The organism is Pseudomonas mangiferae, from assembly GCF_007109405.1.
GTDB lineage: Bacteria > Pseudomonadota > Gammaproteobacteria > Pseudomonadales > Pseudomonadaceae > Pseudomonas_T > Pseudomonas_T mangiferae.
In genome coordinates this window covers 298,088-319,036 of record NZ_VJOY01000001.1, presented here as the reverse complement: position 1 = coordinate 319,036, position 20,949 = coordinate 298,088, and the positions used below count along the sequence as shown (strand labels likewise).

22 protein-coding genes are annotated in these 20,949 nt (G+C 64.0%); 16 read left to right on the top strand and 6 right to left on the bottom strand.

Translation table 11 applies throughout. The features are described 5' to 3' along the window. The first annotated feature begins 110 nt into the window (after positions 1-110). The 7 genes from FM069_RS01415 to FM069_RS21505 all read left to right on the top strand — a co-directional run bounded on the left by FM069_RS01415 (position 111) and on the right by FM069_RS21505 (position 5,612). Positions 111-1,406, top strand: coding sequence for a phage/plasmid replication protein, II/X family (locus FM069_RS01415; RefSeq protein ID WP_143486398.1), 1,296 nt, complete (start codon positions 111-113; stop codon positions 1,404-1,406). A 45-nt stretch (positions 1,407-1,451) separates the two neighbouring features. After that, on the top strand, positions 1,452-1,784 hold the full coding sequence (locus tag FM069_RS01410; protein WP_143486397.1) for a DNA-binding protein: 333 nt from the start codon (positions 1,452-1,454) through the stop codon (positions 1,782-1,784). Positions 1,785-2,055: 271 nt separating this feature from the next. Beyond that, the gene (locus FM069_RS01400) at positions 2,056-2,286 is read left to right on the top strand and encodes a hypothetical protein (RefSeq protein WP_143486394.1); all 231 of its coding nucleotides are present in this window, start codon (positions 2,056-2,058) and stop codon (positions 2,284-2,286) included. A gap of 294 nt (positions 2,287-2,580) precedes the next feature. Next, positions 2,581-3,759, top strand: coding sequence for a hypothetical protein (locus tag FM069_RS21510; RefSeq protein WP_178106630.1), 1,179 nt, complete (start codon positions 2,581-2,583; stop codon positions 3,757-3,759). After that, on the top strand, positions 3,760-4,071 hold the full coding sequence (locus tag FM069_RS01390; RefSeq protein ID WP_143486393.1) for a DUF2523 domain-containing protein: 312 nt from the start codon (positions 3,760-3,762) through the stop codon (positions 4,069-4,071). A 12-nt stretch (positions 4,072-4,083) separates the two neighbouring features. After that, positions 4,084-5,391, top strand: a complete 1,308-nt coding sequence (locus tag FM069_RS01385) for a zonular occludens toxin domain-containing protein (RefSeq protein ID WP_143486392.1) — start codon at positions 4,084-4,086, stop codon at positions 5,389-5,391. Positions 5,392-5,453: 62 nt separating this feature from the next. Continuing rightward, a complete protein-coding gene (locus tag FM069_RS21505) occupies positions 5,454-5,612 on the top strand; it encodes a hypothetical protein (RefSeq protein WP_178106629.1) in 159 nt (52 codons plus the stop codon). Positions 5,613-6,021: 409 nt separating this feature from the next. On the opposite strand, the gene FM069_RS01380 is transcribed toward FM069_RS21505, so the two are convergent. Further along, the gene (locus FM069_RS01380; RefSeq protein WP_143486390.1) at positions 6,022-7,422 is read right to left on the bottom strand and encodes a purine-cytosine permease family protein; all 1,401 of its coding nucleotides are present in this window, start codon (positions 7,420-7,422) and stop codon (positions 6,022-6,024) included. A gap of 376 nt (positions 7,423-7,798) precedes the next feature. Between FM069_RS01380 and FM069_RS01375 the strand changes: the two genes are divergently transcribed. Then, positions 7,799-8,710 carry a LysR family transcriptional regulator gene (locus FM069_RS01375; RefSeq protein ID WP_143486388.1) on the top strand — a complete coding sequence of 304 codons (912 nt, stop codon included), beginning with the start codon at positions 7,799-7,801 and terminating at the stop codon, positions 8,708-8,710. A gap of 49 nt (positions 8,711-8,759) precedes the next feature. On the opposite strand, the gene argE is transcribed toward FM069_RS01375, so the two are convergent. Genes argE through FM069_RS01355 form a run of 4 tightly spaced genes read right to left on the bottom strand, consistent with a single transcriptional unit; the run spans position 8,760 to position 12,339 of the window. Beyond that, positions 8,760-9,929, bottom strand: coding sequence for an acetylornithine deacetylase (argE, locus tag FM069_RS01370; RefSeq protein WP_143486386.1), 1,170 nt, complete (start codon positions 9,927-9,929; stop codon positions 8,760-8,762). Next, positions 9,922-10,596, bottom strand: a complete 675-nt coding sequence (locus tag FM069_RS01365) for a DUF1028 domain-containing protein (protein ID WP_143486384.1) — start codon at positions 10,594-10,596, stop codon at positions 9,922-9,924. Before FM069_RS01365 ends, argE begins: the two co-directional genes overlap by 8 nt. 10 nt (positions 10,597-10,606) lie before the next feature. Then, positions 10,607-11,017 carry a RidA family protein gene (locus tag FM069_RS01360; protein WP_143486383.1) on the bottom strand — a complete coding sequence of 137 codons (411 nt, stop codon included), beginning with the start codon at positions 11,015-11,017 and terminating at the stop codon, positions 10,607-10,609. After that, positions 11,017-12,339 carry a flavin-containing monooxygenase gene (locus FM069_RS01355; RefSeq protein WP_143486381.1) on the bottom strand — a complete coding sequence of 441 codons (1,323 nt, stop codon included), beginning with the start codon at positions 12,337-12,339 and terminating at the stop codon, positions 11,017-11,019. The genes FM069_RS01360 and FM069_RS01355 overlap by 1 nt, the downstream gene beginning before the upstream one ends. 569 nt (positions 12,340-12,908) lie before the next feature. On the opposite strand from FM069_RS01355, the gene FM069_RS01350 reads away from it, so the two are divergent. The 7 genes from FM069_RS01350 to FM069_RS01320 all read left to right on the top strand — a co-directional run bounded on the left by FM069_RS01350 (position 12,909) and on the right by FM069_RS01320 (position 17,851). Further along, positions 12,909-13,163, top strand: a complete 255-nt coding sequence (locus FM069_RS01350; protein WP_143486380.1) for a hypothetical protein — start codon at positions 12,909-12,911, stop codon at positions 13,161-13,163. A 334-nt stretch (positions 13,164-13,497) separates the two neighbouring features. Next, positions 13,498-13,935: an NfeD family protein gene (locus FM069_RS01345; protein ID WP_143486378.1), complete on the top strand. Its 438-nt coding sequence runs from the start codon at positions 13,498-13,500 to the stop codon at positions 13,933-13,935. An 18-nt stretch (positions 13,936-13,953) separates the two neighbouring features. Continuing rightward, a complete protein-coding gene (locus FM069_RS01340; protein WP_143486376.1) occupies positions 13,954-14,808 on the top strand; it encodes an SPFH domain-containing protein in 855 nt (284 codons plus the stop codon). Positions 14,809-15,013: 205 nt separating this feature from the next. Continuing rightward, on the top strand, positions 15,014-15,817 hold the full coding sequence (gene tcyJ, locus FM069_RS01335) for a cystine ABC transporter substrate-binding protein (protein ID WP_143486374.1): 804 nt from the start codon (positions 15,014-15,016) through the stop codon (positions 15,815-15,817). Further along, on the top strand, positions 15,814-16,482 hold the full coding sequence (gene tcyL, locus FM069_RS01330; protein ID WP_407681545.1) for a cystine ABC transporter permease: 669 nt from the start codon (positions 15,814-15,816) through the stop codon (positions 16,480-16,482). The genes tcyJ and tcyL overlap by 4 nt, the downstream gene beginning before the upstream one ends. Positions 16,483-16,486: 4 nt before the next feature. Beyond that, the gene (tcyN, locus tag FM069_RS01325; protein ID WP_143486372.1) at positions 16,487-17,245 is read left to right on the top strand and encodes an L-cystine ABC transporter ATP-binding protein TcyN; all 759 of its coding nucleotides are present in this window, start codon (positions 16,487-16,489) and stop codon (positions 17,243-17,245) included. 207 nt (positions 17,246-17,452) lie between these two features. Then, on the top strand, positions 17,453-17,851 hold the full coding sequence (locus tag FM069_RS01320; RefSeq protein WP_143486371.1) for a hypothetical protein: 399 nt from the start codon (positions 17,453-17,455) through the stop codon (positions 17,849-17,851). Between the two features lie 113 nt (positions 17,852-17,964). Here the strand turns inward: FM069_RS01320 and FM069_RS01315 are convergent, their stop codons facing one another. Then, positions 17,965-19,593, bottom strand: coding sequence for a methyl-accepting chemotaxis protein (locus FM069_RS01315; protein WP_143486369.1), 1,629 nt, complete (start codon positions 19,591-19,593; stop codon positions 17,965-17,967). Positions 19,594-19,988: 395 nt separating this feature from the next. Here FM069_RS01315 and FM069_RS01310 point away from each other — a divergent pair, with 395 nt between their 5' ends. Beyond that, positions 19,989-20,897: a glutamate/aspartate ABC transporter substrate-binding protein gene (locus tag FM069_RS01310; protein ID WP_143486368.1), complete on the top strand. Its 909-nt coding sequence runs from the start codon at positions 19,989-19,991 to the stop codon at positions 20,895-20,897. The last annotated feature ends 52 nt before the right edge of the window (positions 20,898-20,949 follow it).

The following is a 20,949-nucleotide window of genomic DNA, read 5'->3' as shown; positions in this document are numbered from 1 at the left end:
TTCTCGCTGTTCCTCTGATGCCAGTTATCCTGTCACACGTTGCTTTGTAACACGTAACAACGTATAAACTCCCCGCCAGCGTAACGCGTAACGCTGTAACGGAGTCCGGCGTGCTCGACAAAATCCACATGTTCATCCCCTTCCGGGTCGAAGCGATCACCCTTCACGGTGACGACGCAGGGCATCACTCCCTGTCGGTCGACCTCGAAAGCCTGGGCATCCCGCTGCGCGCTACCAGCGTGCTTGCAGACGGGCAGGGTGGATACATCGTCGAAGACCTTTCCCATGCCTGGGAGTCGCTGCCCACCTCGTTTACGCCTATGGCGGTCAAGGTGTTCCACCAGTCGCTAGGCAAGCGGATGAATCCCGGTGTTGAGCTGAAAGCCAGCCCGGCGAAGCTTCTCCAGGGACATAACGTGTTCGGCCCGACCTCGATCCGCATGGGCGGTGAGGTAATGCTCAAGTGGTTGGCTGGCTCGTACCCTGAGTTGTTCGCCCAGCTCGATTGGCAGAGCGCCCAGGTTTACAACATCGACTGCACTTTCTCTGCCCGTCTGCCTGATGACCGCACTGCGCTCCAGCTGATCCAGGCGCTCCGTGGTGTTAGCAACGGCCAGACCCGTAACCGTGGCGACGACTACCAGACCACGGCCTATTGGGGCAGTAAGGACAGCCGCTTGCGTCGGTTGAAGGCGTATCTCAAGGGGCCCGAATTTCGCGGCGAAATTGACAAGGCAGTGAAGGCGGCGAGGGGAGGCAACCTGTCTGCTCGTCGCACCCTGGCGGTGCTGCAAAACCCCGATTTGGTCGCTTGGGCGGACAACCTAATCCGCCTTGAAGCGACCGTGATGCATCGCTGGCTTGATCGGCGAAACATCCCTTCCAACCTGTGGGCGCTGTGCGACTACCAAGAGCGCCTGGCTACCCAGGGTCAGTGTTTTATCCAGTGGTGTTGGGAACAAGTAACTAAAGAATTGTTTGCGGCCTTTGAAGGTATCTCCATGCGAGTAATTAACGATGACAAAGTGCTGGCCGCACTTAAAGAGAAGTTCACCAAGCCGGGTGGTCGGTGGACTAAGGCCAAAACCTGTAAGTCTACTGGCGTTGAAATACCTTCGGTATATGTCGCCGGCCCCGCGAATGAAAGTGTCGCGCTGAACTTGTTCCGCACCTACCGCAGCATCAAAGACTACGGCTGGGAAGAAACCATGAAGTCAATGTCGCGTGCAACTTTCTATCGCCATGTTGACCAGATTTGTGAGTGCGGCCTAAGTAAGGCTGCACTCCAGAAGTTGAAGGCCGATGATCACAAGAACAACGTGGTCCCTATCCTGCGCTTCTTGCAAGTTGATTTCAGCGCCCAGCGCCCGAGCTGGTACGTAGAACCAAGCGTTGAAGCCGCTTGATTATTTAAACCAGGGATCACCCTTAACTGTACGAGGTAAATTCGCATGCTTCTTCAAGTCGGTCTTTGCAAAGGCGTTACCAGTAACGAGAAAGCCAACGGCATTATCGAACACTTCCTTGTGGTCACTGCTTCGCAAAAGGATCAGTTTGGCCAGGAAGTGGAAGTTTCGGTCGGCATCAAGGTTTCTAAGCGGCAACTCGATAGCGGCATTGAGAATGCCTATAAGCCGCATATTGGCAAGCAAGTTGCCGTCCCTGTCTTCGCTAAGGCTTGGAAGTCCAAGGCCGGGACCTCTTTTGGTATGGACCTGTGGGCTTCCGGCGATGGCCTTCCTGTTCCGATTCAGCGCGTACAGCCTGTGCGTTCTGCGAGCTAACGCCCCTAGCTTTTTGCGGAGCAAAAAGAGAGGGGTAGGGGGTGAACATGAATTTCCTGGGCTGTGACGGTGTTTGGCTGATTCGGGACGATAAGACAACTATCTGCCAGGGTCAGATGAAGACTTTTACAGTTCAAGAGATGCGGGACTTTCTGACGCCCGCACTTACTTGGGCTCAAAGAGCCGAAATAACTTCCGCACTTCTGGCGTTGTTTGTCGCTGTGTGGGTTATCAAGGCGATTCGGTCCGTTTTTTAACTAGGAGTATGCATATGAACAAGCTGCAACAGTTCTTCAACGTGGGCAAACGCGAAGCCATTCTCGGCGCCTCCCTGATCATGGCGTCCGGCGTCACCATGGCGGCCGATGGTGACTACGACGTCTCCAAGGCGCTGCTCTACGCTGCTGGCGGCATCGCAGGCGCCACCCTCGTCGGGGCTGCCATGTTCGGCCTGGTTTCGCTGATCGGCGTGGGTAAAAAGCTGCAACGCGCTGGCACTTAATTAGCCTTCGCAAGCCCGGCGGTCTCTCGGCCGTCCGGGCTTTTTTATTGCCTGGAGTTTGATATGGGGTCAATTAAATGTTTATTAGTCCGGACGATATCGTCTTTATCGGCGTGCTTGTTGCTTTCGCTATTCTTTGTACCGGCCGCTAGCGCTGAGGAATATTTCTGGACTGACGGCACTAACAAATTCAAGTCCGCCACTGCTGCATGTAAGAAGTGGTTCGATGATCATTTTGCCCCCGAAGAGGGTTTCTCCCTGGTTACTATGGTTAATGGTGACCGGGCTGACTGCATGCGTATTCTTGATGCTTTCGGCGGGCAAACTGCATCGACTGTAGTCCATCGCTGGGGAACTAACTGTCCGGGCGAAAATGACAAGTACGACGACGCGACCGGCGAGTGTATTGGCTCACCGCCACCGCCTGAGCCGTGCGAGCCGCTCAAGGGCAAGAACGTGGCTTGGGCGATCACGCTGCCCAACCTGGACGGCCTCGGCCGGCGTGAATACGGGTGCATGTCGAGCTGTCGCGTATCCCTGGGCACGTCCACCTGCGGCGAGGACCCGGAGCAGCCCGGCAAGGGCCTGTGCATCGGCTCGGGGACCTACACCGGCACCCTCTGCCAGAGCGGCGACGCGAACGCTGGTATTTCTCCCAACACCCCGAAGGACCCCACCCACACGTGCCCTGTTGGCCAGGTCTGGTCAGGCATCGCCTGCGTCACCACCGACCCAGGCAATCCGCCCGATCCTGACCCCGGCACCCCGAACAACCCTGGGCCTTCCGACCCCACCAGCCCCGGCGACAGTGGTTCCGGTGGAAACAGTGGCGGCAACAACGACGGTGGCACCGGTGGCAACGGCGGTGGCAACAGCGGCAACGGCAACGGTTCCGGCAGTGGCAACGGAAACGGCAACGGAAATGGGAACGGCAGCGGCGACGGCAGCGGTTCCGGTAGCGGATCGGGTGGCGGTGGTGGCAACGGCAACAACGACGGGGAAGGGCAGTGCGACCCTGCGAAGGACCCGAACAAGTGCGGTCAGTCCAGCGTGGCCGGCGAGGCGTGCGACGCGACTGTCACCTGCTCGGGCGACGCGATCCAGTGCGCGATCCTGCGTCAGCAGAAGGCGCAGACCTGCTCCGATGAGGAGTTCCGGAAGGTCGACCAGAAGAAAATTACCGAGCTGAAAGCGACCCTTGACGGTGAGTTTTCCGGCGCCGAGTACCAGCCCCTTAAGGCTGACTCGGACGGCACTTTCGACATATCCACCATGCTCGACACCTCCGGCCGGTTTTCTCGTACTTGCCCGGTTATTCCCGACCTCACCGTTCCCTTTTTTGGGAATGCGGCGGTCATTCCGTTTTCGTCTGTCGTTGGCCAGCTCTGCACATTTTTCCAGTGGTTCGGCTATCTCATGGTCGCCTTCGCGATGCGTCGAGCGGCTGAAATCATCGCAAAGGGGCTTTCCTAAATGCCTGTTTTGATTGGGTTATTGCTGCGCGCCATTGGCTGGTCGCTCGTTCCGCTGGGCTGGAAGCTGCTGCGCGGCCTGGGCTTTACCGCCGTCGCTTTCTATGGGGTTCAGTCCGTTATGGACAAGGCCAAAGATTACGTCTTCAGCTCCCTGGGCGGCGTCCCTGGGGAGTGGATGCAGGTGCTTGGACTCCTGCAAATCGACGTGTGCATCAACATCCTGTTTTCCGCTTACGTCGCCCGCGCCGTGCTCTGGGGAATGGACAAGTCTGGCGGCAAATCCGGCGTTCGCTGGACCGGGCCGAAATAAGGGGAGGGGACCATGCTTTACCTGAGAACTGGCCTGCCGGGTGCGGGCAAAACGCTTAACGCTATCCGTGAAATCGACCTCGAGCATCAGGCCGACCCGAACGACCCGGAGCGTCGCTTGCATCGCGATCCCGACCACCCGGACCTGCCGCCCAGGACGATCTACTACTACGGAATCCCGGACCTCAAGCTCGACCGCTTGAAGTCTCGGTGGGTTGAGTTCGACACCCCTGAGAAGTGGTACGACCTGCCCGACGGATCGGTCATCGTCATCGACGAAGCGCAGCGCGTTTTCGGCAACGACGGCACCCGTGCCAGGCCGGAGAAGGTCACCCGATTCGAGACTCACCGTCACCAGGGCCTGGATATCCATCTGATCACCCAGCACCCGTCGTTGCTCTCGACGCCGGTCCGCAAGCTGGTCGGCAAGCACATCAACTTCATTCGGCCCTACGGCCGCGAAAAAGGGATCTTCCGCCACGAGTATGAATTCTGCATCGACAACCCTGAGAAGCGCGCCAACTTCAAGCAAGCCAGTGAAGAGCGGGTGACCCTGGATAAGGCTTATTTCGGGGTCTACAAATCGTCCACGGTTCACACCCACAAGCCCACATCCCCGGGGTATTTAAAGAAAATCCCGCTTCTCGTCGGCATCGTGCTTGCGGCGCTTGGCGGCCTTGCGTTTGGTATTTATCAGGTCGTTCACTCTGCCGAGAGCGAAAAGCAAGTTCTGCGGGCCAAGTCGGATCAGGCGGTCGATTCGTCGGCGCCTTCCGCTCGCAACGTGCAGTCGGCCACTGGCGAGGTTGCACGTGCTGAGTCGTCTTCTAGCACCTCCAAGCGGCTCGCCACGCGTCAGGATTACATCGAAGACCGCTCGCCCAGGGTTCCCGATCTGGTCGCCTCGGCGCCTCGTTACGACGAGCTGAGCAAGCCCAGGGATTTCCCCCGGCCGGTCTGTGCGGCCAGCTCGGACCCGAACTTGGTTGATCGCGCTGCCGATCGGCATTTTCCGGTCGGCATTCACGACAAGAAACTGATGACGTGCCAGTGCTACACCCAGCAGGCCACCCGGATGAAAACCACGTTCGAGTTCTGCATGGACGTGGTGGTCAATGGCTACTTCGACGACACCCGGTTGTCGCCGCAGTACGCGACCGGGAACAGCACCCGTGGCGTCACTACCAGCCCGTCTCCCGATCCTGCGGCGGCGATTCGGCGAGGGCGCGCAGCGACATCGCCGCCGCAGGAATACGTCTCGGATAATCGCAACCTGATTATTGGCATGCCTGCGTCGGAGCCGATGCCATGGAAGCGCTAGGGCTGGCCTGGCTGCTCGCTGTCGTGGGAACATTCGCCATTGTCTGGCCTAGGAGGATTGGCATGCTCAAGGATATGGCTCCTTGGATTGGCACTATCGGCGCGCTGCTGGCGGTCTTTGCGCTCAATCTCGTGCTGATCGGCTTCGCGTATCAGCAGCAGCGCGACACCATGTGCGAGGCGCGCCTTGATCGCGTGTACGGCCAGCTCGTCTGCCCCTAGGGCTTCGCATAATGTATATTATGTTAAATAATGGCTGTGCAGATGGGTAAGGGATGCTTGGCTCTGCTGCCAACTTCTTTGAGGCCTCGGAATCACCGCTACCCAAGTCAGCTGAGTCTGATGACATTGCAGGGTTTCGTTTGACTGGTGCCCAGCTTCACCTAGGTGTTGTCGTATCAAGTCCCGTACCCGTGACTTAAGAAAACCGTTGCACATCCATCCCGCCGTCGTCTGCCAAGAAAATTTATCCGCCTGAAGTCGCAGAAAAGTTCCTGGCCTATAAGCCGATACGGCTCTAGCGCAGCTGATCCGGCCCACTACTTTCGCAGCGAGCCGGATCAGCGCTCCTGGAGACCCTGGAAAAAAAGCTCAGCCTAATCCCCGACACAGAACTCGCCCTCTAGGGGCCTTATGCGATCGCGGCGCCCTGCCTGCGGCGGTAGGCCGTGTCGCGGGTGGCCAGCCAGTAGTACAGCGGCGCCGTGACCACCAGGCCGACCAGCCAGGACAGGTCGGCGCCGTCGATGTGTGCGGCCACCGGGCCGGTGTAGATCGGAGTATTCATGAAGGGAATCTGCACGGCGATGCCAATGGCATAGGCCAACAGGGCCTGGGGATTGAAGCGGCCGTAGATGCCACCGTCGACGCGGAAGATCGAGTCGATGTCGTAGTCGCCCTTGTGGATCGCGTAGAAGTCGATGAGGTTGATGGCGGTCCATGGGACCAGCACCACCAGCAGCGCCAGGACCAGGTCGACGAAGTGGCCGATGAAATCCGCCGAGGCACCGATGGCGGCGATGCAGCAGCCGATCAGGATGATCAGGGACAGCACCGCCCTGCTCCGCGCGGTCGGGATCCAGCGATAGGCAAAGGTCTGCATCAGGGTGATCACCGAAAGCACGGCGCCGTACAGGTTCAGGGCGTTGTGGCTGATCACGCTCAGCAGGAACAGCACCAGCATCAACGGGCCGATGGCGCCGGTCGCCAGCTTCACCGCGTCCATGGTGTCGAGGCCCGCCGGCAGCGCCAGCACCGCCACGGCGCCGAACGCGAAGGAGAGGATCGAACCCAGGGTCGAGCCCAGGTAAGTCGCCCAGAAGGTCGCGCCGACCGACACGTCCTTGGGCAGGTAGCGCGAGTAATCGGATACATAGGGAGCGAAGGCGATCTGCCAGAGTGCGCCCAGGGAGACCGTCGCCAGCCAGCCCGAGATGTTGAAACCGCCGCGGGTTAGGAAGTCGTCGGTCTGCACGTGGGTGAAGATGTAGCCGAAGCCCAGCACGATGCCGATGCCCAGCACCCAGGTGCCGATGCGGTTGAGCACGTGGATGAAGCGGTAGCCGATGATCCCGATGATGCCCGAGCCCAGCGCCCCGACGACGATCCCCACCGGCACGGGCACGCTCTCGACCACCCCATGCAGGGATTTGCCGGCCAGGACGATATTGGAGGCGAAGAAACCCACGTACATCACGCCGGCGATCACCACCACCAATAAGGCTCCCAGGGAACCGAACTGGGCGCGGCTCTGGATCATCTGCGGGATGCCCATCTGCGGTCCCTGGGCGGAATGCAGTGCCATCAGCAGGCCGCCCACCAGGTGGCCGACGACGATGGCGACGATGCCCCAGACCAGGTTCAGGTGGAACAGCTGCACGCCCAAGGCGCCGGTGACGATCGGCAGGGGCGCGATGTTGCCGCCGAACCACAGGGTGAACAGGTCCCTGACCTTGCCGTGCCGGTCCTCGGGCGGCACGTAGCCGATGGTGTGTTTTTCGATGAGCGGCGCGGATGTCGCGGTGGTGGTCATGACGAACTCCAAGGCAAGTGAGTACGTGGGCGTACTTCGGTGCGCGCCGTGGGCACGGCGCATTCTTGTTGGGTCGATCATGGGCAAAGCGCGGGGGCAGGCAAATTACTAAAAATGTTTCCTCAAACCTTAAAAAAGATTCCTGCCGACGCGGTGGGCAGCAGGAAATCCTGCCGATCCGCCCTGATACGCGATACGGCCTGTGCGGTCCCCTCCCCCTTGCTCACAGGCGCCTGGCTGTGGCCATGCAGCCAACGGTGCCCGCGAGACCAGGCAAAATGTCGCCATTGCCCAGCAAATTCCGCGGCAATCCCGGCGCCATGGACGGCGGTTGGCGGGTAAGGTAGGCGGAAACCCTCCCGGCCCGAGGCCTACCGTGGCGTCCTACACCCTGCGTCAGCTGAAGTACTTCGTCACCACCGTGGAATGCGGCAGCGTCGCCGAGGCGTCGCGTACGCTGTACATCGCCCAGCCGTCCATCTCCACCGCCATCAAGGGACTGGAGGACAGCTTCGGCGTGCAATTGCTCATCCGCCACCACGCCCAGGGCGTGTCGCTGACGCCGGCAGGCGCGCGCTTCTACCGCAAGGCGCAGAAGCTGCTGCGCATGGCCTGGGAGTTCGAGCAGAACGCGCTGGCGGACAACGACGTGGTCAGCGGGCAGATCGACATCGGCTGCTTCGAGACCGTCGCCCCGCTCTACCTGCCGCGCTTGATCGCTGGCTTTCGCCAGCGCTTCCCGGGGGTGGAGATCCGCCTGCAGGACGGCGAGCAGCAGGAGCTGGTCCAGGGCCTGACCAGCGGCCGTTTCGACCTGGCGATCTTCTATGAGCACGACTTGGACAGCACCATCGAGACCGAGGCGCTGATGGCGCCGCGGCGGCCGTATGTGCTGCTGCCGGCCGGCCACCGCTTCGCCGGGCAGGCCCGGGTGTCCCTGCGGGACTTGGCGCCCGAGCCGATGATCCTGCTGGACGTGCAGCCCAGCCGAACCTACTTCGTGAGTATCTTCGAAGAGCTGGGCCTGAACCCCAACATCGCCTTCAGCTCCCCATCCATCGAGATGGTGCGTGGCATGGTGGGCCAGGGGTTTGGGTTCGCGATCCTGGTGACCCGTCCCCACTCCACCACCACCTACGATGGCCAGCAGCTGGTCTGCGTGGACATCGCCGAAGACGTGTCGGGCTCGGCGCTGGTCGCGGGCTGGCTCAAGCGCACGCAACTGACCAAACCCGCCCAGTCGTTCGTGGCGTACTGCAAGGAGCAGTTCGGGGAGTGGCTGTCTTGAGGCCACTCCCCTGCCCCGCTTGGCCTCCCCGGAGTCACAGGCAGGCCGTTCAAGCTATCTCGTCACCGCTCAGGTAGTCGGCCAGGCGGTCCATCAGCTGGTCGCAGGCGATCATCTGCTCGACGCTGACGTATTCGTCGGGCTTGTGGCCCTGGTCCATGCTGCCCGGCCCGCACACCACCGTAGGGATGCCGGCCTGATGGAACAGCCCGCCCTCGGTGCCGAAGGCCACCGTGCCGAACGTATCGCTACCGCACAGATGAGCGACCAGGCGAGCGGCGGCGCTGTCCTCCGGTGTCGCCAGGCCCGGGTAGGTGGACAGCGGCTCGAAGCGGATCGCGGTCTCGGGTTTCACCGCCTGCATGGCGGGCAACAGCGTGTCTTCGGCGTATCGCTGAAGGTGGTCGACGACGGCCTGGGGTGCGAAGCCCGGCAAGGCCCTCACCTCGAAATCGAAGCGGCAGTCGGCCGGGACGATGTTCAGCGCCGTGCCACCCTGGATCACCCCCACCTGTACCGTGGAGTACGGCGGATCGAAACGCGGGTCGTGGTGCTGGGGCGCCGCCAGGTCCTGGCCGATCGCCCCCAGCCGACCGATCAGGCGCGCGGCCTGTTCGATGGCGTTCACCCCATAGGGCGCATAGGCCGAGTGGCAGGCGGCGCCGTGGACATGGCAACGCATGGCCAGCTTGCCCTTGTGGCCCAGCACCGGTTTCAGCTCGGTGGGTTCGCCGATCAGGCACAGGGCGGGCAGGGGAATGCGCTGGGGGAGCACCTCCAGCAAGCTGCGTACCCCGAGGCACCCCACTTCTTCGTCATAGGAAAACGCCAGGTGGACCGGCCGCCGCAGCGGCCTGGCGAGGAACACCGGCACGGCCGCCAGCACCGCGGCGAGGAAGCCCTTCATATCCGCCGTGCCGCGCCCGAACAGCTTGCCGCCCGCCTCGCTCAGGCGGAACGGTTCCACCGTCCAGGGCTGGCCGTCCACCGGTACCACGTCGGTGTGGCCGGACAGCACCACGCCACCGGGCACCGATGGCCCGATGCTCGCCAGGAGGTTGGCCTTGGTCCGCTCGGCGTTGTAGATCAGCTCGCAGCCCACGCCCAGGCCATGCAGGTAGTCACGAACGAACCCGATGAGGTCGAGGTTCGACTCGCGGCTGACCGTGGCGAACCCCACCAGCTCGGCCAGCAGGGCCCGGCTGCGCGGCTCACTCATCGCCCGGCACCCCGTAGCGGGGGGCCTGGGTCGGGTCGAGGGCGCGGGTCAGGTAGTCCTGCAGTTGCGGCTGGTAGGCCTGCCAGAGCCTGCCCAGCTCGCCGATGGGGCTCTCCTCGGCCCAGTCCACCCGCAGGTCGACGATCGGCCAGGTCAGCTCCCCCACCACCGACAACGCCGCGGAATGCACCGCACCCGCCTCGCCCCCGGCGTCCTGCCCGGCCTGCAGGGCCGTCACCAGGCGCGCTGCAAGGCAGCCCTCGCTGCGTTCGAAGGCGGCGACCATGGCGTCGATCACCGCGCGGTTCGCCAGCAGGTTGCCCGCCGCCACGCACTGCTGGCCGACCACCGCGTGGTGGGTGCCCAGGGACTGGCTGCCGCTGAACAGCGCCGTACGCCCTTGGGCGTCGATCACCGTCACCTGGCGGTACTGGCTGTAGCCATTACGGATCAAGGTCTGGTCCAGGGCCTGCTGCGGCGTCAGCCCGCCGGCCAGTTCGTCGAGGATCTGCGGGCCGAGGGCCGGCAAAGTGATGTTCTGGCTGGAGACCGCGCCGACGCCGGCCCGTAGCCAGGGGCAGCGGGCGCCGACGGCGATGCTCGAGGAGCTGATGGCGATGCCCAGCTGGCCGGTTTCGGCACAACGGCCGACGATGGAAAAGGTCATGGCCGGGTCCTCATTCGGGCATGACCGCGATCACGTCGATCTCCATCAGCCACTGGGGCTGACCGAGGGCGCTGACCACCAGGCCGGTGGAGATCGGGAACACGCCCTTGAGCCATTTGCCCACCTCCTGGTACACCGGCTCGCGGTAGCGCGGGTCGATCAGGTAGGTGGTAGTCTTGACGATGTGGCTGAGGTCGCTGCCCGCCTCCTCCAGCAACTGCTTGACGTTGCGCATGGCCTGCTCGGCCTGGGCCCGCGGGTCGCCGAGGCCCACCAGGTTGCCGTCGAAATCGGTGCCCACCTGGCCGCGCACGTAGACCGTGTTGCCGGCCCGCACGGCCTGGCAGAGGTCGTTGTCGAGGGTCTGGTTCGGGTAGGTGTCCTTGGTGTTGAACATGCGGATGCGGGTGTGGGTGGGCATCAGCGAGCTCCCATGAGGCTGGCGGTGGGCGAATCGGAAGGGGTAGTCCTGGGCTCGGCGCCGGCCTGGCGCTGCGCGGCATCCCGGTAGGCGTAGTAGAGGCGTTGCTTGGCGATGTGCTCGGCGATGTGCCTGGCGTCGTGCCAGACGCCCCAGATGAACGCGGAACCGCGCCGCGACAACCACGGCAGGCCCACGAAGTACACGCCGGGCTCGCTGGAGACGCCCCGCTGGTGCCGCGGCTTGCCGGTCTCGGTGAGGGCGTCCACCTGCAACCAGCGGTAGTCCACCGAATACCCGGTGGCCCAGATGATCGTGGTGATGCCGGCGGCGTCCAGGTCCAGCTCGAGGATCGGTTGGGTCACGCACGGCGGGTCGGGCAGCATGATGCGCGCTTCCGGCTCTTCCGGCAGGTCGAGGCCGTTGCGGGCGATATAGGCATCGGCGGCGTCCAGCAGTGCCAGGTAGTTCTGGTCGCCCCGGGCGATGTTCTCCGCCAGATTCGCTTCGAACGTCACCCGACCCTCGCGGAAGCCCTTGGTCAGGCCCACCAGGGTGATCCCCTGCTGGGCCAGGCGGCGGAAGTCCACGGTGTGTCCGCCCCGCGCTCCGCTCACCGCGATGGTGACGTGCTCCTTGCCGGGCTGCACGGTCTCGGCATCCCACTCGCCCAGCACCCCCAACCACCAGCAGAAGTCGCGGTTGCGGTAGGCGCGCGGCGGGCGGTCATGGGCACCCACGGACAGGTAGACCTGCCGGCCGGCGCGTTGCAGTTCATCGGCGATCTGCACCCCCGACGAACCCGCACCCACCACCAGTACCGCGCCCTCGGGCAGTTGTTGGGGGTTGTGGTAGTCGGCGGAGTGGATCTGGGTGATACCCGCGTGCTCGGGGGCGATGGCCGGGATGACCGGGCGCTGGAACGGGCCGGTGGCGACCACCAGGTGACGCGCATCAATGATGCCCTCGGAAGTCTCCACCCGGAAACCCGCTCGGCCGGCGTTGCGCACGACCCGCTTCACCTCCACGCCGGTGCGGATGGGGGCGTCGATCTTCCTGGCATAGGCTTCGAAATAGGCCGCGACCTGGTCCTTCGGGGCGAAGGCGTCCGGGTCCAGGTCGAATTCCAGGCCCGGGAAGCGGTCGTGCCAGGCCGGACCGTTGGCGACCAGGGAATCCCAGCGGCCGGTACGCCACGCCTCGGCGATGCGATTGCGCTCCAGGACCAGGTGGGGCACGCCCTGTCGGCTGAGGTGCTCGCTCATGGCCACGCCGGCCTGGCCGGCGCCCACCACGAGCGTGTCTATCGTTTCTATTGTCATGTCCAGGCACTTCCGAAAGTTAATCCACGTCGGGCGACCGCTCGCCGCCCTCTTTCCCTTCGTTGTTGTTCTACGGTTGCGGTCATCCGCGGGAAGGTGTCGGGGCATTCTGTTCGGCACCGTGGCTCAGGGAAATGATGTTTTTTGTAGTCGCTGGCGAGGAAAAAGCTGTCCGGCAGGAAAGGGCCGCAACCCTTGCGGCAGAAGGCCCGGAGAGGGAAACGCCGTATCGACGACGGGGTACGGCGAGCAGATGGAGTGAGCTGAGCGCGGGTGAAGAAAACGGAGGCGGCGCACGTCATGAACAGCCTCCCGGCAGGGGTATCGGCCGTTCGAAGCCCTTGGTTGGACAGGGCGCCGATCCCTCATCGGGTTGCAGCCTGGCGACATGTGGCGGGCAGCGCCGCTGTACAAGGCGCCCTGCCGAATTCGCCATTGCCTCGGCGCGCCACGTCGAAGTACCGGGACCAACCGCCGGTCAGCGGCGCCGGTTTGCCATCGAACGATGGAGGTAGCCGCTTTCTCCAAACAGGCAGTTCGAAAACGCGCCCCTCACCCGGAGAAAGACGATGAACCCTGACCTTCGCGACTCGCTCATCAAGGGCTGCAGCCTGGCGTTGCTCCTGGCGGCAGGCCTCGGCTTCGGCAGGCTCTATGCAAGCCGAGCCAAGGGAAAAAGCGGAAACCGCCGACAGCCTGCCCTGAAAGGTCGCCCGCCCCTGCCCACTCAACGCAGCCATGAGCCCTACGTTTCGTTCGAGACCGACCGGAAAGACGTACCGGGTGGCGTCTTCAACGTCGTGCCGCTGAAGGAGGCCGAGTGAGCCGTTGATTCGCCGCGAAGCGCTGGCCCTCTCCGCAGGTCGAGCGGACGGGACGGGGCCGGTGCCAAGCCGATCGCAAGATCGGTCCGATCGTGCCGGCGTCCCTCCCCCCTTAGCGCATAGCGCCGCCAGCCCATCCGCTGTCGTTCCTGCTCCTGCGCACTTGGCTCCCCGATCACGGCCAGCTCGACTGGCCATCCCCCCGTTTCGCCCGCCCGTGTTCGGGCGCCGGCACTTCCCTGCCCCGGCCTGATAAGCTTCGCCTTCTTTTTTCGGTCTTGATCACGGGCGGCTTCATTCGTCCGTGTAGACGGATGCCGGTAGTGGAGCTGCGATGGACGTCCTCTGGTGGATGTGGCTGGTACTGGGTGTCGTGCTGGCGCTCATGGAAATTTTCACGACGACGTTCTTCCTGCTGTGGTTCGGCATCGGGGCCGTGCTGGTGGGGGTGGTGACGGCCCTGTGGCCTGCCCTGCCGGTTCCCGGGCAACTGGCGCTCTGGGCGCTGTCGTCATCGCTGCTGGCAGTCCTGTGGTTCCGGGTGCTGAAGCGGCGCCTGCCGGACAAGCGCTGGACCTCGGACGAGGTGATCGGCGAAGTCGGCCTGCTGACGGTGGCGGTGGCCCCGTTCCAGAAAGGGCGGGTCCGCTTCCAGAAGCCGATCCTGGGCAATGAGGAATGGGTATGCACCGCCGATAGCGATATCGCGGCCGGCGAGCGCATACGGATTCTGTCGGTGGAAGGCAACACGGTCCGTGTCGCCAAGGTTTGAACCCTTCAAGGAAATGCAATGACTGGTCTCATCATCGCGGGCTTTCTGGTCCTTTTCGTCTTCGTCACCCTCTGGCAGGGGGTGCGCATCGTGCCCCAGGGGCAGGAGTGGATCGTCGAGCGCCTGGGGCGCTACCACGCCACCCTCAAGCCCGGCCTGAACATCGTGGTGCCCTACATGGACGTGGTGGCCTACCGACTGCCCACCAAGGACATGATCCTCGACGTGCAGCAGCAGGAGATCATCACCCGGGACAACGCGGTGATCGTCGCCAATGCCCTCTGCTTCGCCAAGGTGGTGGACCCGCAGAAGGCGGCTTACGGCGTGGAGAACTACGCCCTGGCGGTCACCAGCCTGACCATGACCTCGTTGCGCGCCATCGTCGGCGCCATGGACCTGGACGAGGCGCTGTCCAGCCGCGACCACATCAAGGCCCGGCTGCGGGAAGCGATGTCCGAGCAGACCGAGGACTGGGGCATCACCGTGCGCTCGGTGGAAATCCAGGACATCAAGCCGTCGGTGTCGATGCAGGCCGCCATGGAGCGCCAGGCGGCGGCCGAGCGTGAGCGCAAGGCCGACGTCACCCGCGCCGAGGGTAACAAGCAGGCCGCGGTCCTCGAGGCCCAGGCACGCCGCGAATCCGCCAAGCTGGACGCCGAGGCCCAGGTCAACCTCGCCCAGGCCTCGGCCCGGGCTATCACCCTGGTACGCGAAGCCGTTGGCAGCGACAGCACGCCGGCGCTGTACCTGCTGGGTGAGCGCTACATCGGTGCCCTTGAGAACCTGGCGAGCAGCCCCAACGCCAAGGTGGTGCTGTTGCCGGCCGACCTGCAGGAAACCCTCAAGGGCGTGCTGGGCCGGGTAGCGAATTGACCCCTTCGCGCCGCCTCACCAAGGCGGCGCACCCCCGGGTCGTGGTAGGACGAACTAAATCCGGCGAGCGGCGGCCTTATAGGCTGAAGCGCGGGCCTTTCTTATGCCCGCTTAGCGGGTTACAAATAATTAGTTATTATTTCTGAGCATATGAGGCCTGCCCTTATAGTGCGCAGCCCTTCCACTCTGATTCGGGATTTCCCCCATGAAACCTACTCTGCGTCGTCGTTTCCTTTCGGCCGGTCTGTCGGTGTTGCTGAGCGCCGGTCTCGTTGCGTCCGGGGTGGCCTCCGCCTCGGAAAACCTCCTGCAGCAAATCCAGCAGCGCGGCACCCTGCGCATCGGCCTCGAAGGCACCTACCCGCCCTTCAACTTCCAGGATGAGAACGGCCAGCTGACCGGGTTCGAAGTGGAATTCGCCAAGGCGGTGGCCAAGGAGCTGGGCGTGAAGCCCGAGTTCCAGCCCAGCAAGTGGGACGGCATCCTCGCCGCGCTGGAATCCAAGCGCCTGGACGTGGTGATCAACCAGGTGACCATCTCCGAGGAACGCAAGAAGAAATACGACTTCAGCCTGCCCTACACCGTGTCCGGCATCCAGGTGCTGACCCGCAAGGGCGAGGAAGCCAAGTTCACCCGCCAGTCCGACCTGGACGGCAAGAAGATCGGTGTGGTGCTGGGCACCAACTACGAGGACTGGCTGAAGCAGAATGCGCCCAAGGCCGACATCCGTACCTATGACGACGACCCCACCCGCAACCAGGATCTGCGCGTCGGCCGCCTGGATGCCATCCTCGGCGACCGCCTGGCCGCCTTCGAACTGATCAGCAAGACCGGCGATACCCTGGCCGTGGCTGGCGAGCCGTTCTCCCGCCAGGAGGCCGGGATCGCCCTGCGCAAGGACAACCCGGAACTGCGCGAGGCGCTGGACAAGGCCATCGAGAAACTGCGCAAGGACGGCACCCTGGCCGACATTTCCCGCAAGTGGTTCAAGGCTGACGTCACCCAATGATCGACGCCAGCCTGCAGCTCGCCCTGGACTCCGCGCCCTACCTGCTCAAGGGCGCTCTCTACACCGTCGTCCTGAGCCTGGGCGGGATGTTCTTCGGGCTGCTGCTGGGCTTCGGGCTGGCGCTGATGCGGCTGTCGCGCATCGGCGTCCTGTCCTGGGTCGCACGCATCTACGTGTCCTTCGTGCGCGGCACACCGCTCTTGGTGCAGTTGTTCATGATCTATTACGGCCTGCCGCAGCTGGGTATCCAACTGGACCCGCTGCCGGCGGCGCTGATCGGCTTTTCGCTGAACATGGCGGCGTACATCACCGAGATTCTTCGCGCCGCCATTGCCTCCATCGACCGCGGTCAGTGGGAGGCCGCCGCCAGCATCGGCATGAGCCGCGGCCAGACCCTGCGCCGGGCGATCCTGCCCCAGGCGGCCCGCACCGCCCTGCCGCCTCTGGGCAACAGCTTCATTTCCCTGGTCAAGGACACCTCCCTGGCCGCCACCATCCAGGTGCCGGAGCTGTTCCGCCAGGCGCAGCTGATTACCGCCCGCACCTTCGAGATCTTCACCATGTACCTGGCGGCCGCCCTCCTCTACTGGGTCCTGGCCAGCCTACTGGCCCATGTCCAGCACCGGCTGGAGCACCGGGTCAATCGTCACGACCAGGAGTCCTGAGCCGATGATCAGCGTTCGCAACCTGACCAAGACGTTCAAGGGCCACGCCGTCCTCAAGGGCATCGACCTCACCATCGAGACCGGCGAAGTGGTGGCGATCATCGGCCCCAGCGGCTCGGGCAAGACCACGCTCCTGCGCTGCCTCAACCTGCTGGAAACCCCCAGTGGCGGCAGCATCCGCGTCGGCGATATCGAGATCGACGGCGACCGCCCCATCGCCTCGCAGCAGGGCCGGGTACGGCAGTTGCGCCAGCAGGTGGGCTTCGTCTTCCAGAACTTCAACCTGTTCCCCCACCGCACCGCCCTGGAGAACGTCATCGAAGGGCCGGTGATCGTGAAGAAGGAGCCGCGCCAGGAGGCCGAGCGACGGGGCCGTGACCTGCTGGCCAAGGTCGGCCTCGCCGGCAAGGAGGCGGCCTACCCGAAGCGCCTGTCCGGAGGCCAGCAGCAACGGGTGGCGATCGCTCGGGCGCTGGCCATGCAGCCAGAGGTAATCCTGTTCGACGAGCCCACCTCCGCCCTCGATCCCGAACTGGTGGGCGAGGTGCTGGAAACCATCCGCGACCTGGCTCGGGAAAAACGCACCCTGGTCATCGTTACCCACGAAATGAGCTTCGCCCGGGACGTGGCGGATCGGGCGATCTTCATCGACCAGGGCGTGATCGTCGAACAGGGGCCGGCCCGGGAGCTGTTCAGCCAGCCGCGGGAAGAGCGCACCCGTCAGTTCCTCAGCAAATTCCTCGGCGACGCCGCGCTGCGCTGAGGTGGCCGACGAAACGGATGTGGCTCATCGCCATGACAGGGAATTGCGCGTTCAAAAGCGGGTTCCCTTTTTTTTTGCGTCGTGCTTCCCATTTCTGGATTTTTCCGCCCCTCAATTCCGGTAACGCGTCACGTTCCGCCTGAGAGGCTGTGGCTATGCTCGTTCCTCCACTCGGCCGAGAGGCCCCCTGACAGGGAGAGCAAATTCATGGGCTCAGCCATCTACATCGTTCCCAAGACCCCCGTTTCCGGACTCGACGATTTCGTCAACGGCAAAGCCGTCGCGAAGATCGACGAAGTCGAGCTGGACGAGCTGTGCAAACGCCTGAAGGTGCCGTCGATCTGGACCTTCGTCAGCCAGGACCCGGGGCAGTTCGCCGACTTCTTCGAGGACAGCACGGAAGCCGCCACCGACCTGCCGGCAGAGGAGTGGTTCGACCCCAGCGAAGGCCTGCGGACGGTCCGCGCCCTGCACGGTCACCTGGCGACCCACCCCCAGGCCCTGCAGAACGCCCGGGAATTCGTCGAGGACCTGCAGGACTACGAATGGGTCCTGTCCGCCCTGGAGGAACAACGGGTGGAGTGGCACTTCGCGGTAGACGCCTGACACACGCGAACGCCAGCGCCCTGCTGGCGTTCGCCTGGATCGATTCCCGTCCGACCCTCCCTGCCGTCCGCAATACCGGTCTCCGCCTCCTCCCGTCGGCTATCCCTGCCTTCTCACAGCCGGAAGCGATTCACCAGACCATTCAGCTCCACGGCCAGGCGCGACAGTTCGTGGCTCGCCGCGCTGGTCTGGTGGGCGCCGGCCGCGCTCTGGGTCGCCAGGTCGCGGATGTTCAGCAGGTTGCGATCCACCTCGCGGGCCACGGCAGCCTGCTCCTCGGCCGCGCTGGCGATCACCAGGTTGCGCTCGTTGATGTGGCCGATGGCGGAGAAGATGTCCTCCAGGGTGGTGGCGGACGCCTCGGTGGCCTCCAGGGTGACGTCCGCGCGGGCATGGCTGGCCTGCATGGTGGCCACCGCCTGATCGGTACCGGAGCGAATTCCCTCAATCATCTGCTCGATTTCCCGGGTGGAGTCCTGGGTGCGATGGGCCAGGGTCCGCACCTCGTCGGCCACTACCGCGAAGCCGCGCCCGGCCTCCCCGGCGCGGGCCGCTTCGATGGCCGCGTTCAGGGCGAGCAGGTTGGTCTGTTCCGACACGGCACGGATCACGTCCAGCACCTTGCCGATGTCCCGGGCCTGGGTGGCCAGTTGCTGCACCTGGCGCGCGGAATCTTGGACGTCGTGGCTCATGGCATTGATCGCCTCGATGGTCTCCCGGACCCGCGCCCGGCTGGATTGGGCCAGGCGGTCCGACGCCTCCGATGCCTCGGAGGTAGAGGCCGCGTTGCGCGCCACTTCCTCCACCGCGGTGGTCATCTCGTTGACCGCCGTGGCCGCCTGCTCCAGTTCCTGGGACTGCTGGTTGAGGCCACGGCTGCCCTCCTCGGTCACCGCGTTCAGCTCGGTGGCCGCCGACGCCAGTTGCCCGGCCGACGCGGCGATGCGCTGCAAGGTGTCCCGCTGGCCATCCTGCATGCGCTGCAACGCCTGCAGCAGCTCGCCGATCTCGTTGTCGCCGTGGGCCTCCACGGGCTGGGTCAGATCACCGTCGGCCAGGCGCCGGAAATGGCCGGCCACCGTCTGCAGCGGCGCGATGACGCCGCGGCGGATGAACAGCCCGCAGCCGAAGGCCAGCAGGACGGCCACGCCCAGCAGGACGAAGGCCGAGGTCTTGGCCAGGGTCTTGCGCTGGGCCGCACCGTCCATGACCGCCTGGGTGTGGCGCTCCACCTGCTCGCTGTAGGCGGTGAACGCCTCGTAGAACACGCCATTGGCGTCCCGCGCCTTGAGGTTGGCGGCAATGTAGTCGGCGGCCGAGCGCCCCTGCAACGCCACGCCCTGGGCTTTCACCGCCTCGACGTAGCGTCCGAAGCTTTCTCCCATGCGTTGTGCCAGTGGCTCCCAGTCGCGGGGGTGGCGCTCACCAGAGAAGGCGGCGAAGCGCTGGCGGGCGTCCTCCAGCAGCGCCGAGGCGCGTTGCTGGCTGACCTGGGCCTTGGCGTCCTCGCCTTCCTGCTGCTCCAGGAAGGCGCCGGCGAGACCGACCCGGGCCCGGAGCATCAGGATGAAGGCATCGCTCACCTGTTCCGGCTGGCGAATGCCATTGACATGCAGGTCGCGGATCTGCGCATCGCTGCTCTGGGTGCTCTCCCAGGCGATGGAGACGGACACCAGCAAGGCGATGACGAACGCCGCCAATACCCAGAACAGACCGGTACGGATTTTCAATCGAGACAACACGTGACTTCCTCGTGACGAATGGACAACCCTCCCGCCGAGCAGGCGGAAGGGGGTGGTGAAGCCCGAAGTCGCCGTCGAGTCACGCTTCGCCGCACATTCTTTTGAAATCCCTCGCCTGACAGGAATCGTCTACCCTTGCTCGCATTCGGTTTTCCGAACGCCCGAAGCGGGTTCGTCCGGGGTTCCGTATGGCAAGGGTCGAGGAGCGTTCCTGCTCATCAGGTAAATCCCTTTCATAATCAATATGTTGAGGATAAGCCGTGCATTCGTCCGAGGCTGGCACACAAACTGCTCTTCATCCTGCGACGAATGTGGCAAGGTCGCGGATCAACCCGCCTGCCCCGGCATGGCTTTCGCTGTCCCAACAAAAAACAACAACGTCGAGGAGAAGATTCATGCGTATCGTTCCCCGTGTCCTGAGCGCCGCCATCGCTGCCGCGCTGATCTCCAGCCCGGTGGTCGCCGCCGAACTGACCGGCACCCTGAAGAAGATCAAGGAGACCGGCACCATCACCCTCGGTCACCGTGACGCTTCCATCCCGTTCTCCTACCTGGCCGATGACCCGAGCAAGCCCGTCGGCTACTCCCATGACCTCCAGCTCAAGGTGGTCGAGGCCATCAAGAAGGAACTGGGCCTGGCCGACCTGAAGGTCCGCTACAACCTGGTCACCTCCCAGACCCGTATCCCGCTGGTGCAGAACGGCACCGTGGACATCGAGTGTGGCTCCACCACCAACAACCTCGAGCGGCAGAAGCAGGTGGACTTCTCCGTGGGCATCTTCGAGGTGGGCACCCGCCTGCTGGTGAAGAAGAGCGCCGGCATCAATGATTTCGACGACCTCAAGGGCAAGAACGTGGTCACCACCGCCGGGACCACTTCCGAGCGCCTGCTGAAGTCGATGAACGCCGAGAAGAAGATGGGCATGAACATCATCTCGGCCAAGGACCACGGCGAATCCTTCCTGATGCTGGAGTCGGGCCGGGTGGCCGGCTTCATGATGGACGACGCCCTGCTCTACGGTGAAATGGCCAAGGCCAAGCAGCCGGACCAGTGGGTCGTCACCGGCAAGCCGCAGTCCTTCGAGATCTACGGTTGCATGATGCGCAAGGACGACCCGGCCTTCAAAAAGGTCGTGGACGACGCCATCAGCGCCACCTTCACCTCCGGCGAGATCAACGGCATCTATGACAAGTGGTTCATGCAACCCGTCCCGCCGAAGAACCTGAACCTCAACTTCCCCATGAGCGATGAGCTGAAGAAGCTGATCGCCACTCCCACCGACAAATCTGCAGAAGAGATCTGAAGGTGATGCCCCCGCGTCTTCACGAGAGGCGCGGGGTGCGGGGACCGGGAGG